This window comes from Deltaproteobacteria bacterium (genome assembly GCA_020848905.1).
Lineage (GTDB): Bacteria > Myxococcota_A > Polyangia.
On record JADLHG010000063.1, the window covers coordinates 75317 to 90930 of the forward strand.

Sequence of the window (15614 nt, forward strand, 5' to 3'; positions counted from 1 at the left end):
GCCGATGGCCCTCCAGGCCTCCACCGTACGCCGCGTAGAAACGCTGCTCGCGCCCCGGGGAGAGCTGCGGGCGCTCGCCGCGTGGCTCCTCGGGCTGCGCTGGGTGGCGGTGGCCGCGCTCGTCGTGGTGGTCGTCCTCTCCACCTCCGTGAGTCATCGCGTGGGCGAAGGGGCTGCGGCGGGTCTCTACGGCCTGGTCGGCGTGCTCGCGGCCTTCAACGCCGCGCTCTCGGTAGCCGGGCCGAGCCGCCTCGCCTCCGAGCTGGCCCTCGGCCTGCAGATCGGCGGCGACGTCTTGATCCTCGGAGGGCTCGTCCACCTCGCCGGCGGCATCGCGAACCCCTTCTCCGGCTTCTTCGTCTTCCACGCGGTCATCGCCAGCCTGGTGCTCAAGCCGACGCAGGCGGCGCGCTTCGCGGCCTTCATCGCCGGCTTCGTGTTGCTCCTCACGGCGGCCGAGGCCTCGGGGTGGCTCGCGCCGAGCTGTCTGCGCGACGCGCGCGGGATCTGCCAGCCCGCCGGCGACGCGCTCGAGCTGCTGGCCTACGGCCTCGGGGTGTCGGTGCTCGTGGCCGGGTGCGCGGCGATCGTGATCGCGCTCCACGCGCAATCGCGGCGGGACCGCGACGAGCTGCGCGAGGCCACCGAGCAGCTCGCCGCCGAAGCCGCCAGACTCGACGGCGCGCGTTCGGAGCTGGCCGTCGCGCAGGAGAAGCTGCAGTCCATCGTGCAGTGCATGGCAGACGCCGTGATCTTCGCCACCCCCGATGGCAAGGTGCTGCTCCACAACAAGGCCGCGGCCGAGCTCTGGCAGGGTGAAGCTCAGGTGCCCCTCCACGCGCTCGAGGTCTGTCACACGCCGGCCTCCTGGGCTGCGGTCATGGCGAAGGTACAGGACCCCGCGCCGATCGAGGAGCACCCCGTCTTGCAGCTCAACGGTCGCGCGTACGAGGCCACCTACGCCCGGGTAAGCGGGCCGGCCGAGGAGCTCTACGGAGTCGTGATGGTGGCGCGTGACATCACCGAGCGCCTGGCCGAGCAGGCCTCGCACGTGCAACGCGAGCGGATGGCCACCGTGGGGCGTCTGGCCGCTGCTCTGGCGCACGAGCTCAACAACCCGCTCGGGGCCATCGCGCTCTTCACCCAGCACGCCCTCAAGCACCTCGACCCCGGCGTGCCCCTGGCCGACCACCTCGGCACGGTGATGCGCAACGCGAACCTCTGCAAGAAGATCGTGCGCGACCTGCTCGAGTACGCCCGGCAGCGCCCTCCCGAGCGACGGGAGCTGGAGGTGCGTGACCTCCTCGACGACGTGGTGCGCACGCTGCAGCCGCAGGGCCAGCAGTCGCGCATCCTGCTGGTGACCGTCGTGCACGAGGGCGTTTCACGCCCGATCTTCGGCGACCCGGACCAGCTTCGACAGGTGCTGGTGAACCTGGGGCTCAACGCCATCGACGCCATGCCCGACGGAGGACGGCTCGTCTTCGCCGTGGACCGACTGCCCGATGGCGGCGTGCGCATCGACGTGCGCGACACCGGATCGGGGATCGCTCCCGAGGAGCTGGAGCGCGTCTTTCAGCCCTTTCATACCACCAAGGCCGAGGGGACGGGGCTCGGCCTGGCCGTTGCGCGCGACCTGGTCGCGGCGCACGGTGGACGGATCGACCTGACGAGCGACCTCGGGCGAGGGAGCACCTTCTCGGTGCTGCTGCCCGCGGCGCTCGAGGTGGCGGGAGAGGCGGCATGAGGAGACACTCGCGGATCTTGATCGTGGACGACAAGCGAGATCTCGCGCAGGGCGTGGCCCTGATCCTCGGGGAGGTCTCGACGGAGATACGGATCGCGCACAGCGCGGAGCAGGCGCTCGACCTGCTGGAGGAGGCCCCGGCGGACCTGATGTTCGCCGATATCAAGATGCCCGGGATGGACGGTCTCGGTCTCCTCCGGCGCGTGCGCGAGGCGTATCCGCGCGCGCGCGTGGTGCTCTTCACCGCCTACGGGACGATCGAGTCGGCCGTGGAGGCGATGAAGCTCGGCGCCTACCATTACCTCACGAAGCCTTTCTCCAACGACGAGCTCCTGCTCATCGCGCAGCGGGCACTCAAGGAGCTCGGCGACGAGGACGAGATCGCGCGCCTCCGGGCCGAGCTCGAGGAGAAGCACGACTACTGCGGCATCTACACGCGCGACCACCGCATGCTGACCGTGATCGACACGCTGCGGCGCATCGCCCCCTCGGCGGCGTCCGTGCTGATCCGCGGCGAGAGCGGGACCGGCAAGGAGCTCGTGGCCCGCGCGCTCCACTGCCAGAGCCCGCGCACCGACAAGCCCTTCGTGGCGTTCAATGCTGCGGCCGTGCCCGAGACGCTGGCCGAGGCCGAGCTCTTCGGCGCGAGGAAGGGCGCGTACACCGGCTCGGATCGCGACCGCAAGGGGCTCTTCGTCGAGGCCGAGGGGGGCTCGCTCTTCATCGATGAGCTGGCGGGGATGCCGCTCTCGCTGCAAGGCAAGCTCTTGCGCGTGCTGCAGGAGCGCGAGGTCCTGCCCGTCGGTGCGAGCAAGCCGATCCCGGTCGACGTGCGCGTGGTGAGCGCGCTCAACGTGGACCCCTTGAAGCTCGTCCGCGAGGGACTCCTGCGCAAGGACCTCTACTACCGGCTCTCCGTCGTGCGGCTCCACGTGCCGCCGCTGCGCGAGCGGGTGGAGGACATCGCGCTGCTCGCGAACCTCTTTCTCGAGCGGCTGGCGCGCGAGCAAGGGCTGGGCCACCGGCGCCTGTCCCCGCGGGCGGTGCGGCTCCTCGTCTCGCACGACTGGCCGGGGAACGTGCGCGAGCTCCAGAACGTGATCGAACGCGCGGCGCTCCTCGCGCGAAGCGACGAGATCGGCCCGCGCGAGATCGTCCTCGAAGACGACGACCTCGACTGGGAGCCGGGCGGCGAGGAGGGGCTCTCCTACGAGGAGGCCAAGCGGCGCGTGCTCGAGCAGTTCCAGCGGCGCTACGTCGAACGCATCCTGGCCCAGAGCGACGGGAACATCAGCGCGGCGGCTCGGGGGGCGGGGATCACGCGCGTCGCGCTGCACCGCATCCTGAAGCGGCTCGGCGTCGAGGCCGCGGGCGATGGAGACGACGACCCCGCCGGGTAGCTGTTCTACACAGAAACACGTTGTTGGGTGACTGAACCTGGTCGCATTGGCCGTGAGGCGCCCGGCAGGCCAGGAGCGCAGGCGCGACACCGCCTGCCGGGATGGATCGCGGCCAAGGTGACCAAGTTTGGCAGTTTGCCCGCTTCGTCGGGCGCATGCCATGATCGGCCTGCTGCATGGCGCTCCCCCGTCCCCGTCAGCTCGGCTCGTTCGAACTCCTGGCCCGCCTGGCCAAAGGTGGGATGGCCGAGATCTATCTGGCGCGGCCGGTCGGTGCGACCGACCTGAGCGGGCTCGTGGTGGTGAAGCGGGTCCTGCCGCACCTGGCCGAGGAGCGGCGCTTCGTCTCGATGTTCCTCGAGGAGGCGCGTCTCGCGGCCAGCCTGAAGCACCCGAACGTGGTGCGCGTCGTGGAGGTCGGCGTCGAGGCCGGCGAGTACTTCATGGCGCTGGAGTATTTGCCCGGGCCCAGCGTGGCGAGCATCAGTCGGCGGGCGCGTCGAGCCCAGACGCCGATTCCGCTGCCCATCGCGGGCGAGATCGTCTGCCAGATCGCCGACGGGCTGCACGCGGCGCACGAGCTGCGCGACGCGAAGGGGCGCCTGCTCCAGGTCGTGCACCGGGACGTGAGTCCCCACAACCTGATGCTCGGCGAGGGCGGCGTGATGAAGCTCCTCGACTTCGGCATCGCCAAGGTCAGGGACTCGGCCGTGCACACGAGCACGGGCCACATCAAGGGCAAGTTCCCCTACATGTCTCCCGAGCAGGGGCTCGGCGAGCCGCTCGACCGCCGCTCCGACCTCTTCTCTCTCGGGACCGTGCTCTACGAGCTGCTCGTCGCACGCCGGCTCTTTCAGCGGCCGAGCGACCTGCTGACGCTCAAGGCGATCACCGAGGAGAAGGTGCCCTCGCCCCGATCCATCCTGCCGGAGCTGCCCGAAGGCGTCGAGCGCGTGGTCTTGCGCTCCCTCGAGCGGCACCGCGAGGATCGCTTCGCCACCGCGGCCGAATTCGCGGCGGCGCTGCGCGAGGCGCTCTCGGGCCTCGGGTTAGAGAGCTCGCCCGAAGGGGTGGACGCCTGGGTGCAGGCCTCGTGCCGCGACCTCGTCACGCCGCGGGCGACCGCGCTGCGGCAGCTCGCGGAGCGTCCTCCGAGCGAAGAGGTGCCGGTGCTCGAGGACTTCGTGACGCGGCTCAGCACGGCGCCCGACCTGGTCACGCGCGCCTCGCGCAGGCGGCGTCGGCAGCTCGGTCGGCGTTTCGGCCCGCGCTTCTGGTTCGCGGTGGCGGTGGTCATGCTGGGCTGCGCCGGGGGGATCTTCGCCCACCTCTTCCTGCGGAGGTCGCGCCTCGAAGGCCCGCCGCTGCGCTTCGCCATCGCGCCGTCGTACCCGCCAGCCGTTCTGCGCACCGAGATGGCGCCGCTCGTCGGGTACCTCGAGCGCGCAATCGGTCGCCCCATCGAGCTCGTGGTCCCCGCGACGTACGGGGCCACCACCGAGCTGCTGCTGCGCGGCGAGGCCCATTTCGGCGACATCCCACCGCTGCAGTTCGTGCGTGCGCGTGCGGGCCGCGCGCAGCTACAGCCGCTGGCGGCCTACAGCTACGAGGGGGCGCGCACCTATCAAGGCTACCTCGTCGTGCGCGACGACAGCCCGCTCCTCGAGGCGAAGGGCCTGAAGGGGCGCCGCCTCTGTTACGTCGAGCGCGGGTCGGCGAGCGGGTATCTTCTCCCGCGGCAGTTCTTGCGGCAGGCGGGGCTCGACCCGGATCGCGATCTGCCTGCGCCGCGTTTCAGCGGCACGCATCCCGCCGTGCTGGAGGACGTGCTCGCCGGGCGCTGCGACGCGGGTGCCGTCTACTCGGGGGCCACGCTGAGCGCCTCCGTGATGGGCATGCCGAGCTCGCGGCTGCGGGTCCTGGCCGTCACGGGGCAGCTCCCCTACGATCTGATCTGTGCCGCGCCACAGCTCGCCCCGGAGCTGACGCGCGCCCTCGCTCGCGCGCTCCTCGCGCTGGAACCGCGTCGCGATCTGGGCCGCGCCACGATCGGCAACATCTACCGCGTGAGCCGCTTTCTGACCGTGCGCCTCGAGGACTTCGCCGCGGTGGAGGCTGCCGCGCGGGCCGACGGCCTCCTCAGGCGCTGAGAGAGGAGCGCCGGGCGAGAGCCCCGGAGGGGGTCAGACGTCCGAGACGAGCTCCGTCTCGTCGAGGAGCGCGTCTAGGTCGGGGACGGTGACGATGCGGCCGGCGAACTTGGCCACGCCCTCGTCGGTGAGCACCCGGATGGTGCGTGCAATCGTCTCGGGGCGGGTGCCGACCATCGACGCCAGATCCTGGCGGGTGAGGGGGAGCTGGATGGTCAGCGTTCCGTCCTCGGTCACCGAGCCGAAGCGATCCTTCAGCGTCAGCAGCAGGTGGGCGAGGCGCGCGCGCACGGAGAGCGTCGAGGCCTGGAGCCGCGCATCCTCGGCCTCTTCGAGGTCCGTGGCCAGGCGCAGCAGAAATTTCTGCCCGAGCGACGGATTGCGCTCGAGGAGCAGCGCCACGCCGGACTTGTCGATGAAGCAGATGCGCGCCGGCGTGAGGGCCTCGGCGGACGCGCTGTAGCCGCTGCCGGAGAAGAAGGTGCGGTAGCCCAGCGTCTGCCCGGGGTGGGCCAGCCGCACGAGCATCGAGTTGCCGTCCGCGTCGGTCTTGCGCACCCCGACCGTTCCGTCCTCGATGCAGTAGATCCCGAGGCACGGGTTGCCCTGATAGAAGATCACCTGGCCGGTCTGGTAGGTGTTGTAGATCTTCAGCCGGTCGAGCAGGCCCACGTCCTCGTCGCGGAGGGCGCACCACTCCGAGCGGTCGCGCCGCTGGCAGGTGTAACAGCTCTGAGCTTTCCGACCAAAACTAGTGCTATGGGGGCTCATGCACGTCTGCCCTTGCGCTTCGGCGGTGAGGCGGGGTCGTTCTGTTGACGGCGATCAAGCAGACCGTTGACCTCACCCAAGGAGACTCTCAACACCCTCCCCTAGCATGCCCTTTAGACCGCCCGCCGCCGCGGGGAGGTTAGGTCGTGACCCTAAACCGCGTAGAGCATACAGCGTTCGTGACCCACGTCAATGCGTTACAGGCGCTGGCCGGGGTGACTAAACTCTCGCTCCCGGCGGGACAAGTGCTCGTTTACCAAGACCACTTTTCGCGCGGGCTCTTCGTGGTGACCCGCGGGAGCCTTCGCGTCTGCCAGCAGGGCAAGGACGCGGCGCAGCCGAGCGAGCTCATCGAGAGCGCGGGAGATGGACCGCTCGTGGTGCCGTCGCTCCTTGACCTCGATCAACCTGCGAAGGCGACGATCGAGACGCACACCGACGTCGAGCTCTTCTACATCCCGCGCAGCGTGGCGCTTGGCGCGGGAGCGCAGCTTTCCTGGCTCGAGGCCGGAACCCGGAGGGCGGCTGGCGCGTAGCAGTACCCCGAAAGGGGCACCCTCGCACACGCCATGCATTCACGCCTCGAGTCGTTCACCTACGACGACAAATCGGTCCGCCGTTTTCTGCTCGCCACGCTCGTCTGGGGGACGGTGGGGATGCTCGTGGGGCTCTGGATCGCCCTCGAGCTCGTGAGCGAGAAGCTGAACCTGGGCCTTCCGTGGCTCACCTTCGGCCGGCTGCGTCCGCTGCACACGAACGCGGTCATCTTTGCCTTCGCGGGCAACGCGATCTTCGCCGCGGTCTACTACTCGAGCCAGCGCCTGCTCAAGGCGCGGACCTTCAGCGACCGACTGAGCGCGCTGCACTTCTGGGGGTGGCAGGCGATCATCGTCGCCGCGGCGGTCACGCTCCCGCTCGGCTACACCCAGGGCAAGGAGTACGCCGAGCTCGAGTGGCCCATCGACCTGGCCATCGCGGTCGTGTGGGTCGTCTTCGCCGTCAACTTCTTCGGCACGATCGCCAGGCGGCGCGAGCGCCACCTCTACGTGGCGATCTGGTTCTACATCGCGACCATCATCGCCGTGGCGGTGCTGCACATCTTCAACAGCCTCGTCGTGCCGAGCGGCCTGCTCAAGAGCTACTCGATCTACGCCGGCGTGCAGGACGCCTTCATGCAGTGGTGGTACGGGCACAACGCGGTGGCCTTCTTCCTCACCACGCCCTTCCTCGGCCTCATGTACTACTTCATGCCGAAGGCGGCGGAGCGGCCGGTCTTCTCCTATCGGCTGTCGATCGTCCACTTCTGGACGCTGGTCTTCATCTATATCTGGGCCGGGCCGCACCACCTGCACTACACCGCGCTGCCGGGCTGGGCCTCGACGCTCGGGATGCTCTTCTCGGTGATGCTCTGGATGCCCTCCTGGGGGGGGATGTTGAACGGCCTGCTCACCCTCCGCGGCGCGTGGAACAAGGTCTCCGAGGACCCGGTCCTCAAGTTCTTCGTCGTGGGCGTGACCTTCTACGGCATGTCCACTTTCGAGGGTCCGATGATGTCGGTGAAGAGCGTGAACGCGCTCTCGCACTACACCGACTGGAACATCGCCCACGTGCACGGCGGCGCGCTCGGCTGGGTGGGCTTCATGATCTTCGGCATGGTCTACTGGCTCGCGCCGCGGCTCTTCCAGACGGAGCTCCACAGCAAGCGGCTCGCGACGACGCACTTCTGGATCGGCACGCTCGGTATCGTCCTCTACGTCGTCTCGATGTGGACGGCGGGGATCACGCAGGGCCTCATGTGGCGGGCCTTCGACGAGACCGGGCGGCTCGCGTACCCGGACTTCGTCGAGACCTTGACCAAGCTCGTGCCGATGTACTGGGTCCGCATCGTGGGGGGGACGCTCTACCTCACGGGGATGCTCCTCTGCGGTTACAACATCTATCGGACCTGGCGCGCGCGGCCGGCGACCTACGCCGAGCCGGCCTACGAGGCGGCGCCGCTCTCGGCCCAGGTCGAACACCACGCCCCGGCGGCGGGCGAGGCGAGGCCGGGCTTCCTGAGTCTGGCCTGGCATCGCACCTGGGAGGGGCTTCCGCTGACCTTCACCGTGCTCGTGATCGTGGCGGTGGTCGTGGCGTCGCTCTTCGAGATCCTGCCCACCTTCCTCATCCGGTCGAACGTGCCGACCATCGCGTCGGTCAAGCCCTACACGCCGCTCGAGCTCGCGGGGCGAGACCTCTACGTGAAGGAGGGCTGCTACAACTGCCACTCGCAGATGGTGCGCCCCTTCCGCTCGGAGACCGAGCGCTACGGCGAGTACAGCAAGGCGGGGGAGTTCGTCTACGACCACCCCTTCCAGTGGGGCTCGCGGCGCATCGGGCCGGACCTGCACCGCATCGGGGGCAAGTACCCGCACCTCTGGCACGTGCGGCACATGCAGGACCCGCGCTCCACCTCGACGGGCTCGATTATGCCGTCGTACCCCTGGCTGCTCGAGAACCCGCTCGACTTCGACGTGATCCCGAAGCGCGTGGACGCGATGGTCATGCTCGGCGTGCCCTACGGCGCGGCGGTGACGCGGGCCAAGGAGCTGGCCGTGGCGCAGGCCGAGGAGATCGGGCGCGAGATCGCGAAGCAGGGCGGGCCGGCCGGGCTCGAGCGGAAGGAGATCGTGGCGCTGGTCGCGTACCTGCAGCGACTCGGCACCGACCTCAAGGGCGGCTCGGGTCGCGGCGCGGGGAGCGCCCTGGCGAAGGCGGAGAGGTGACATGCGACTCAGCGACGTAGTGGGTCACTCGGGCCTGTCGGGCTACGCGCAGGTCGCGCTGATCTTGTTCGTGCTGGCCTTCGTCGGAGTCGTGCTCCGCGTCGTCGCGCGCCGCTTCAGGGCGGACGACCAGCGGACCGCGCGCCTGCCCCTCGACGACGGACAGCCCTGCACGGAGAGCCGCCATGAGCGCGCCTGAGCTGAACCAGATCCGGGACCACGAGTTCGACGGCATCAAGGAGTACGACAACCCCACGCCGCGCTGGTGGACCTGGGTCTTCGTGGTCAGCATCGCCTTCTCGCTGGTCTACTTCGTCTGGTACCACCTGGGCGGCCCCGGACCGTCGGCGGAGAAGGAGTACGAGACGGAGATGGCGGAGGCCAAGGCCAAGGGGCGCGGCGGGGCGGTGGGCGCGACGGCGGTGGCCACCGAGGCGGAGCTCGCGGCGCTCGGCAAGGACCCGGCGGCGATCGAGGCGGCCAAGGGGCTCTTCGCGAAGAACTGCGTGGCCTGCCACGGGGAGAAGGGCGAGGGGAAGATCGGCCCCAACCTGACCGACGACTTCTATCTGCACGGCGGGCGGCGCGCCGACCTCTTCAAGGTGATCCGCGACGGCGTGCCGGCCAAGGGGATGATCCCGTGGGGGACGGCGCTGAAGCCCGAGGAGCTCAAGCAGCTCGCGGTCTACGTGGCGAGCCTGCGCGGGACGAACCCGCCCAACGGCAAGGCCGCGCAGGGAGAGAAGGCCGCACCGCTCGAGGCGGAGGGGGCGGAGAAGGGGTCCGCTTCCGACGCCGCGGTGAGCGGGAAGAGTCCGGCGGCGGAGGGGGGAGGGTAGCGCGTGCGTGCCGTCTCCGGACCCGTTCCGGTCGCGCGGGCGGAGGCCTCCGGAGGCCCGACGCAGGGCGCGCCGACGACGAAGGGACTCCCGCCCCAGGCGGCGCAGCCGGTGCTCTCTACGCTGAACCAGGACGGGAGCCGCCGCGCGCTGCGGCCGCGTCTGGCCGAGGGGCGCTACTACCGGGCGCGGCTCGTCCTGGCCTGGGCGCTGATCGCGCTCTTCACCGTGCTGCCGGTGATCCACGTGCACGGGCGACCGCTCGTGCTCCTCGATCTGCCGCGGCGGCAGTTCTTCCTCTTCGGCAGCACGTTTCTGCCGAGCGACACCGCGCTGCTCATGCTGCTGCTCCTGATCGTCGTGGTGACGATCTTCCTGCTCACCGCGCTCTTCGGGCGCGTCTGGTGCGGCTGGGCCTGTCCGCAGACGGTGTACCTGGAGTTCGTCTACCGACCGATCGAACGCCTCTTCGAGGGCTCTCGGCCGGAGCGGCAGAAGCGTCCGGGGCTGCGGCGAGCGGCGAAGCTCGGGGTCTTCGCCCTCTATTCGGTGGTGGTGGGGAACGTCTTCCTCGCCTACTTCGTCGGGGCGAAGACGCTCTGGCAATGGATGCAGCGCTCGCCGTTCGAGCATCCGAGCGCCTTTCTGATCATGGCGGGGACCTCGGCCCTGATGTTTTTCGACTTCGCCTGGTTCCGCGAGCAGATGTGCATCCTCGTCTGCCCCTACGGGCGGCTGCAGTCGGTGCTGCTCGACCGGAGCTCGCTCATCGTGGGCTACGACGCGGCGCGGGGCGAGCCGCGAGGGAAGGCCGGCAGCCGCGCGGCGCGCGCCCAGGGGGGCGGGGAGGGGCGCGGGGATTGCGTGGACTGCCGGGCGTGCGTGGCCGTGTGTCCGACGGGGATCGACATCCGCGGCGGCCTGCAGATGGAGTGCATCGGCTGCACGCAGTGCATCGACGCGTGCGACGCGATCATGGAGAGGGTGGGGCGTCCGAAGGGGCTCATCCGCTACAGCTCCCAGGAGGGGCTCGCGGGCAAGCCCGGGCGGCTGCTGCGGCCGCGCGTCGTGGCCTACCCGCTGATCCTGGTCGTGCTGGTGGGGCTCTTCGGCCTCGCGCTCTCGGCGAAGCAGCCGGCCGAGGTCACGGTGCTCCGCACGACGGGCGCGCCGTTTGCCGAGGTGGGCGCGAATGAGATCTCGAACCCGGTGCGGGTGAAGATCTTGAATCGCACCGACCGGGCGCAGCGCTATCGCCTCGCGCTTCAGGGAGCGAAGGACCTCCAGCTCGTCGCCCCCCAGAACCCGGTGCCGGTGGAAGCCGGTCAGTCGGCGGTGGCGACCTTCTTCGTGCTCTCGCCGCGGGCGGCCTTCGTGGGCGGCGAGCGCCCGGTCGCGATCGTGGTGAGCGACGACCGCGGCTTCCGGAAGGAGCTGACGCATCGCCTGCTGGGGCCGGGCCGATGAGCGCGACGGGACGAGCGGTGCGCGGTCGAGCCTGGGTCTGGCCCGTCGGCCTCGTGGCGGTGCTCGGGGCGGCTGTGCTGGCGAACGTGATCCTCTTCGTCACGGCGAACCGCGACGCGAGCTTCGCCATCGAGCCCGACTACTATCGGAAGGCGCTCGCCTGGGACGAGAAGCTGGCCCAGGACCAGCGCAACACGGCGCTCGGCTGGCGTCTGGCCTGCGAGCTCGTGGCCGAGGGAACGCGTGGCGAGCTCGTGGTGCGGCTCGCGGAGCGCGACGGGCAGCCGCTCGGGGGGGCCAAGGTCCGCGCGGTGGCCTTCCACCGGGCGCGCGGAGCGGAGCGGCGCACGCTGACGCTGCGGGAAGTGGCCCCCGGGACGTACGGAGCGCGGGTCGAGCCGGTGCGGCCGGGGCTCTGGCAGCTCGAGGTCGAGGTCGTGCGCGGCGGCGCCCGCTTCGTGCAGGTCGCCGGGGTGGAGCTCGGCGCGGCCGGCAGTGGACGAGGGAGCGGGGCCCGGAGCGAGCGCCGGAGCGGGAGCGGGCTCGCGAAGGCGACGGGGGCGCGATGACGGCGATGCTCCTCGCGGCCCTCGGTGCGAGCCTCTTCGGGAGCCTCCACTGCGTGGGGATGTGCGGGCCCTTCGTCGGCTTCTACGCGGGGAGCTCGCCGGGGTCGAGGGGGAGCGCGGCGCTCTTCGGTCACCTCGGGTACCACGGCGGGAGGCTCGTCACGTACCTCGCGCTCGGCGCGGCGGCGGGCGTCTTCGGTCGCGGGCTGAACCTCGTCGGGGAAGGGGCGCGCGTCCCGCACGCGGCGGCGATCCTGTCGGGGGCGCTGATGATCGTCTGGGGCGGGGTCGGACTGCTGCGCGCGCTCGGCGTGCGTCTCGGCCAGGGGGGCGCGGCGGCGCGGGTGGCGGCGCCGCTGCGCAGGGTGGCCCGAGGCGCGGCGGGTCGGCCGCCGGCCGTGCGAGGAGCGCTCCTCGGGCTTCTGACCACGCTCCTCCCCTGCGGCTGGCTCTACGCCTTCGTACTTGCGTCCGCCGGGACGGGGAGCGCGTTTCGCGGCCTGGCCGTGATGGGCGCCTTCTGGCTCGGCACGGTTCCCCTGCTGCTCGGGCTCGGCCTCGGGCTGGCCCGGCTCGCGCGCCCCCTCGGCCGCGCGCTCCCGGTGCTCACCGCGCTCGTCGTGCTCGGCCTCGGCGTGGCGGGGCTCCTGCGCCGCGGACTCATGGTCTCGCCGGTCGAGGCCGCGCGGACGCCCGCCGCGGTCCACGCGCCGAACGCCGCCGCGTCGTCGCAGACTCCGGAGTGGGCCGCGCCCTCCGTTCCAGCGTGTCACCATGCCGACCGCTGAGCTGACGCTTTCCGCCGGCGGGCCGCTGACGGAGCGCTCCTCCGCCACGGCGTGCTGCGCGCATTGCTCGCTCCCCGTTCCGGCGGGTCTCGTCGACGAACGGGCCGAGCAGCAGTTCTGCTGCGCGGGGTGTCGCACGGTCTTCGCGCTGCTCGGTGACCTCGGCCTCGAGCGGTACTACGCGCTCGCCGAGGGGGCGGAGCGTCGTCCGGCGCGCGTCTCCGGCCGGAGCTACGCCGAATTCGACGACCCGACGTTCCAGCGCCTCTACTGCCGCGGCCTCCCGGGAGGCGAGCTGCAGATCGAGCTTTACCTCGAGGGGGTGCACTGCACGGCCTGCGTCTGGCTCGTGGAGCAGTTGCCGCAGCTCGCGGCAGGCGTCCTCGAGGCGCGCCTCGAGCTGCCCCGGTCGATGGCGCTCGTACGCTTCGATCCGCGGGCGACGCCCCTGTCGCGCGTGGCGCAGGCCATCGATCGCCTGGGATACGCGGCGCATCCCTACCGAGGGGTGGACCTGCGCGCCGTGCGGCGGAAAGAGGACCGCCGGCTGCTCATCCGGCTGGCCGTCGCGGGGGCCGCCGCCGGCAACGTGATGCTCATGGCCTTCGCGCTCTACGCCGGGATGTTCGAGGCCATGGAGCGCGCGCACGAGGAGCTCTTCCGCTGGGGGAGCCTCGTCATCTCGCTGCCGGCGGTGCTCTACGCGGGGAGCCTCTTTTTCTCCGGGGCGTGGGCCGCGCTGCGGGCGCGGCGGCTGCACATGGACCTGCCGATCGCCCTCGGCCTCTCGGTGGGACTCGCCTCCGGGGTGGTGAACACGCTGCGGGGGCGGGGCGAGATCTACTTCGATACGCTCACGGTGCTGGTCTTCCTCCTGCTCGTCGGGCGATGGGTGCAGCGCCGGCAGCAGCGCGGTGCGGCCGACGCCGCGGAGATGCTCTACTCGCTGACGCCCACCTCGGCGCGGGTGCTCGAAGGCGGCAGCGTGCACGAGCGCCCGGTGGAGACGCTCGTCCCCGGCACCCTCGTGGAGCTACGCGCGGGCGATTCGGTCCCCGCCGACGGCGTCGTGCGCGAGGGGCGCTCCGAGGTGAACGCCGCGTGGCTGACCGGAGAATCCCGCCCCGTCGCGGTCGAGCCCGGCGAGCCGATCCACGCCGGGACCGTGAACCTGAGCGCGCGCCTCGTGCTCGAGGTCTCCGCGGCCGGCGAAGCCACGCGCGTGGGGCGGCTCGTGCGGCACGTGGCCGATGCGGCGCGCCGGCGGGCCGAGGTGGTGCTCCTGGCCGACCGGCTGGCGGGAGTCTTCGTGGCCGTGGTCCTGTTCCTCGCGGCGCTGACCTTCGCGCTCTGGTACGGGCGCCACCCCGAGGCGGCCTTTGAGCACGCCGTGGCGCTCCTCATCGTGACCTGTCCCTGCGCGCTCGGCATGGCCACCCCCCTCGCGATCAGCGCGGCGATCGGCCGCGCGGCCAAGGCGGGGATCCTGGTCAAGGGGGGCGATGCGCTCGAGCGCCTCGCGCGCCCGGGGAGGATCTACCTCGACAAGACCGGGACGCTCACCGTCGGGAGCACGGCTCTCGTGCGCTGGGCCGGGGACGAGACGCTCCAGCCGCACGTCGCGGCGCTCGAGGCCCAGTCGGCGCATCGGCTGGCGCGTGCCTTCGTGGTGTCGGTAGCGCCGTCGCACGCGCTCGCGGAGCCGGCCGTGACCGAGGTGCGCGAGACCTTCGGCGCCGGGATCGAGGGCCTCGTCGAGGGACGCGCGCTGCGCGTGGGCTCGCCGGCCTTCGTCGCGCCGGACGGGGAGCTCCCCGCGTGGGCCAGCCGGTTCGTCGAACGCGCGGCGGCCAAGGCGCAGACGCCGGTGCTCGTCGCCGAGGAGGGCACGGTCGTGGCGGCCGCGAGCTTCGGGGATCCCCTGCGTCCCGAGGCGAAGGCCACCGTGGCGAGCTTGCGGGCTCTCGGCTTCGAGGTGCGCCTCCTCTCGGGGGACCACCCGGCCGTGGTGGAGCAGGTGGGGCGAGAGCTCGGGCTCCCTCCCGCGGCGTGCGAGGGCGGAGCCGCCCCGGAGCGAAAGCTCGCGGTGGTAGAGGAGGCGCTGCGCGCCGGTCCGGTCGTGATGGTGGGGGACGGGGTCAACGACGCGGCGGCGCTCGCGGCGGCCACCTGCGGCATCGCGGTCCACGGGGGAGCCGAGGCGAGCCTCGCCGCGGCGGACCTCTTCATCGCGCGGCCGGGGCTCTCGGCGGTGGTGGACGCCGTCACGGGAGCGCGCGCGGCGCTGCGCGTGGTGCGCCGGAATCTGCTCTTCGCGCTCGGCTACAACGTGCTCGGCACGACGCTTGCGATGACCGGGGTGCTGAACCCGCTCCTCGCCGCTCTGATGATGCCGGTGAGCTCGCTGACCGTGGTGACGAGCTCCTACCGCGCGCGAACCTTTGAGGACCGCTCGTGTCGGTGATCTACCTGCTTCTGCCCCTCGCGCTGCTCCTGGCTGGTGCGGCGGTCGCGGCCTTCATCTGGGCCGCGCGCAAGGGGCAGCTCGACGACCTGGTGACGCCTGCCGTGCGCGCGATCCTCGACGACGCGCCGGCCCGCGAGCGTCCGACGGTCGCGCCCCCCGGCGACGAGGCGCCCGACCCCGCCGCCTTCGGGTGTGGTCCACGATGATCGGTCATGCGCGTCTCGAAGCTCAGCGTCCTGGAACTTGGTCTGTACGCAGCCTCCCTCGAAGCTTCCAGCCCGTGTGCAGGAGCCAGGTTCGCGGCTCGCCGACTGTAGGCTCTCCCGACGGCGGCACCGGTACGACGTCCTTCCAGCCGCCTACGAGATAGCGCGCCGAGGAGCACGGATCGAGCTCGCGCCTGGGCACCCACTTGCCGCGCTCGGCGCAGTGCTTCCGTCGGTTCTGGAGCACGTAGGCGACGGCGTGCCGAGTCTCGCTCGGCGTTTTCAAGATGCGCTGGTGGTAGCGGTCGGCGAAGACCCGCCCGTGCCGCCCGAGGCGGTCGTTGAGTCGCCGGGCGAGGCGAATCGCCAGGCCCCTGAGCCCCTTCATCAGGACGTCCCGGTCCTTGGCCTCGGTGATGAGGTGCAGGTGGTTCTTCTGGATCGA

General features: G+C 71.3%; 14 protein-coding genes. 12 read left to right on the forward strand and 2 right to left on the reverse strand.

What is annotated here, in order from left to right; all coding sequences use genetic code 11:
- Window positions 1-4 precede the first annotated feature (4 nt).
- From IT371_27815 to phnD, 3 genes are all read left to right on the forward strand, one after another.
- On the forward strand, window positions 5-1747 hold the full coding sequence (locus IT371_27815; GenBank protein ID MCC6751491.1) for a hypothetical protein: 1743 nt from the start codon (window positions 5-7) through the stop codon (window positions 1745-1747).
- A complete protein-coding gene (locus IT371_27820; GenBank protein ID MCC6751492.1) occupies window positions 1744-3147 on the forward strand; it encodes a sigma-54-dependent Fis family transcriptional regulator in 1404 nt (467 codons plus the stop codon). Before IT371_27815 ends, IT371_27820 begins: the two co-directional genes overlap by 4 nt.
- Before the next feature lie 176 nt (window positions 3148-3323).
- On the forward strand, window positions 3324-5297 hold the full coding sequence (gene phnD / locus IT371_27825) for a phosphate/phosphite/phosphonate ABC transporter substrate-binding protein (GenBank protein ID MCC6751493.1): 1974 nt from the start codon (window positions 3324-3326) through the stop codon (window positions 5295-5297).
- A gap of 33 nt (window positions 5298-5330) precedes the next feature.
- On the opposite strand, the gene IT371_27830 is transcribed toward phnD, so the two are convergent.
- On the reverse strand, window positions 5331-5969 hold the full coding sequence (locus tag IT371_27830) for a Crp/Fnr family transcriptional regulator (GenBank protein MCC6751494.1): 639 nt from the start codon (window positions 5967-5969) through the stop codon (window positions 5331-5333).
- Window positions 5970-6313: 344 nt separating this feature from the next.
- Here IT371_27830 and IT371_27835 point away from each other — a divergent pair, with 344 nt between their 5' ends.
- The 9 genes from IT371_27835 to ccoS are packed head-to-tail and all read left to right on the forward strand — an operon-like array spanning window position 6314 to window position 15169.
- Window positions 6314-6604, forward strand: a complete 291-nt coding sequence (locus tag IT371_27835; GenBank protein ID MCC6751495.1) for a cyclic nucleotide-binding domain-containing protein — start codon at window positions 6314-6316, stop codon at window positions 6602-6604.
- A gap of 33 nt (window positions 6605-6637) precedes the next feature.
- Window positions 6638-8833, forward strand: a complete 2196-nt coding sequence (ccoN, locus tag IT371_27840) for a cytochrome-c oxidase, cbb3-type subunit I (protein ID MCC6751496.1) — start codon at window positions 6638-6640, stop codon at window positions 8831-8833.
- A gap of 1 nt (window position 8834) precedes the next feature.
- Window positions 8835-9032 (forward strand): cbb3-type cytochrome c oxidase subunit 3, encoded by a 198-nt coding sequence (locus tag IT371_27845; protein ID MCC6751497.1) that lies wholly within the window; start codon window positions 8835-8837, stop codon window positions 9030-9032.
- Window positions 9019-9672, forward strand: a complete 654-nt coding sequence (locus IT371_27850; GenBank protein ID MCC6751498.1) for a c-type cytochrome — start codon at window positions 9019-9021, stop codon at window positions 9670-9672. The genes IT371_27845 and IT371_27850 overlap by 14 nt, the downstream gene beginning before the upstream one ends.
- A gap of 3 nt (window positions 9673-9675) precedes the next feature.
- Complete coding sequence (gene ccoG / locus IT371_27855) at window positions 9676-11139, forward strand: cytochrome c oxidase accessory protein CcoG (GenBank protein MCC6751499.1); 1464 nt, start codon at window positions 9676-9678, stop codon at window positions 11137-11139.
- Window positions 11140-11156: 17 nt separating this feature from the next.
- On the forward strand, window positions 11157-11708 hold the full coding sequence (locus tag IT371_27860; protein MCC6751500.1) for a FixH family protein: 552 nt from the start codon (window positions 11157-11159) through the stop codon (window positions 11706-11708).
- Window positions 11705-12496 (forward strand): sulfite exporter TauE/SafE family protein, encoded by a 792-nt coding sequence (locus IT371_27865; protein MCC6751501.1) that lies wholly within the window; start codon window positions 11705-11707, stop codon window positions 12494-12496. Before IT371_27860 ends, IT371_27865 begins: the two co-directional genes overlap by 4 nt.
- Entirely contained in the window at window positions 12483-14960 is a 2478-nt protein-coding gene (locus IT371_27870) for a heavy metal translocating P-type ATPase (protein ID MCC6751502.1), read from the forward strand. The genes IT371_27865 and IT371_27870 overlap by 14 nt, the downstream gene beginning before the upstream one ends.
- On the forward strand, window positions 14951-15169 hold the full coding sequence (ccoS, locus tag IT371_27875; GenBank protein MCC6751503.1) for a cbb3-type cytochrome oxidase assembly protein CcoS: 219 nt from the start codon (window positions 14951-14953) through the stop codon (window positions 15167-15169). The genes IT371_27870 and ccoS overlap by 10 nt, the downstream gene beginning before the upstream one ends.
- Before the next feature lie 22 nt (window positions 15170-15191).
- Here the strand turns inward: ccoS and IT371_27880 are convergent.
- Window positions 15192-15614, reverse strand: a 423-nt coding sequence (locus IT371_27880) for a hypothetical protein (GenBank protein MCC6751504.1), incomplete at its 5' end; no start/stop codon positions are given.

Bases quoted from the DNA above. Each gene is read 5' to 3' on its own strand.
- IT371_27850 (MCC6751498.1), top strand. From the start codon at position 9,019: ATGAGCGCGCCTGAGCTGAACCAGATCCGGGACCACGAGTTCGACGGC.
- ccoN (MCC6751496.1), top strand. From the start codon at position 6,638: ATGCATTCACGCCTCGAGTCGTTCACCTACGACGACAAATCGGTCCGC.
- IT371_27815 (MCC6751491.1), top strand. From the start codon at position 5: ATGGCCCTCCAGGCCTCCACCGTACGCCGCGTAGAAACGCTGCTCGCG.
- phnD (MCC6751493.1), top strand. From the start codon at position 3,324: ATGGCGCTCCCCCGTCCCCGTCAGCTCGGCTCGTTCGAACTCCTGGCC.
- IT371_27845 (MCC6751497.1), top strand. From the start codon at position 8,835: ATGCGACTCAGCGACGTAGTGGGTCACTCGGGCCTGTCGGGCTACGCG.
- IT371_27865 (MCC6751501.1), top strand. From the start codon at position 11,705: ATGACGGCGATGCTCCTCGCGGCCCTCGGTGCGAGCCTCTTCGGGAGC.
- IT371_27820 (MCC6751492.1), top strand. From the start codon at position 1,744: ATGAGGAGACACTCGCGGATCTTGATCGTGGACGACAAGCGAGATCTC.
- IT371_27870 (MCC6751502.1), top strand. From the start codon at position 12,483: ATGCCGACCGCTGAGCTGACGCTTTCCGCCGGCGGGCCGCTGACGGAG.